This is a genomic window from Mycobacterium nebraskense (genome assembly GCF_002102255.1).
GTDB classification, from domain to species: Bacteria; Actinomycetota; Actinomycetes; order Mycobacteriales; family Mycobacteriaceae; genus Mycobacterium; species Mycobacterium nebraskense.
Genome location: NZ_LQPH01000165.1, coordinates 1 through 1,384, shown reverse-complemented (window position 1 = coordinate 1,384; position 1,384 = coordinate 1). Strand labels below are relative to the sequence as shown.

At 70.2% G+C, this 1,384-nt stretch carries 1 protein-coding gene; it reads left to right on the top strand.

What is annotated here, in order from left to right; all coding sequences use genetic code 11:
- Positions 1-1,384, top strand: a 1,384-nt coding sequence (locus tag AWC17_RS33925; RefSeq protein ID WP_167385649.1) for an AAA family ATPase, incomplete at both ends; no start/stop codon positions are given.

Genomic DNA, 1,384 nt, shown 5'->3' with positions numbered 1-1,384 from the left:
ACGCCGACCTGCGCGTACCCAGCCCCGACGTCGAAACCCCGCGCTGGCCAGACTCCGTCGACCTACCCCCCGAGCACGAACCACCACCAGACCCGCGATCGCCCACCGCCGGCGATGAATTCAGCGGCCTGCAATTTCACGAACTGTCCACCCGCAAGCCGCCACCTGATCTGGCACCGGCACTGGCCAACGTTCACGCGCTGCGCAACGACTTCGCCGCCGCCCGAAAAGAATACGAACAACTCCGCGACCAGATAGTGCGCGGCAACGGGCCCGCGACCCTCGCCGAGCGCGACCGCATCCGGGACATGCGTGCCCGCGCCGACGCCGATCGCCCCTACCTCGACGCCGTCCTCACCGCCACCGAACAGTGGACCCACGCCGAGCGTGAATACGACCGTGCCGCCGCCGATCTGGCCTGGGCGCACAGCCGCTACCAGACGCTGGCCGCCGACCCCACCGCCGACCCCCTCGACATCGACTCCGCCACCCTCGACATCGCCTTCTTCGCCGCGCGCCTGCCCACCACCACACCAGCCGAGCAGCACTACCCCGCCATCACCGCCGCCCGGGCCGCCCGCGCCGCCGCCGCCGGCGGCCCCGACAAAGTGCTCAGCCACGCCGACGTCGACGCCTACCTACACACCCTGCGCCGACGTGACGACGCCGCCCTCACCGTCAAACAAGCCGCGCTCGACCAGCTACGCCACGACCTCGACGCCGCCGAAACCGCCACCGCACGCGCCTACGCCGAAGCCGAAACCCGCACCGCACAACACATCAGCGACCACATCGACATCATCGAAAACGAACTGGCCGTCCTTGCCGCCTGCACCAGCCACAACACCGCCCGGCCCCTGCACATCCCCACCAGCGAGCTCGCCGGCCTCACCGAAGCCACCACAACCAGCCTGCCCGCCCTGGCACGCCTGCCATTCACCGTCACCCCCGTACGCGCCCTACCCGGCCCCGACACCGACCGCGCCATGGCAGCCCTGCACCGCGCCGCCCACGCCGCAGAACGAAAAATCCTGTGGGCCAGCCCCACCCAACACCAAGCCGACACCGCCACCGACCTCAACCTCGCCGACACCGCCACCACCCACCAGCAAGCCCACACCCACATCAGCGACGGCACCTGGACACTGCCACCAGGCAGCCTGCTCATCATCGACGACGCCGCGGCCGCCGACCCCCACCAACTCGCCGACCTCATCACCGCCGCCCACCACACCCAAGCCGGTGTCATCCTGCTCGACACCACCACCGACACCTGGCCCCCCAAACCCTCAACGCAGCTACTACAACTCCTGCACACCGACCTGCCCTGGGCAGCAACCCTCGACGCCCCCACCGTCGCCGCCACCCACACACCCACCCCACC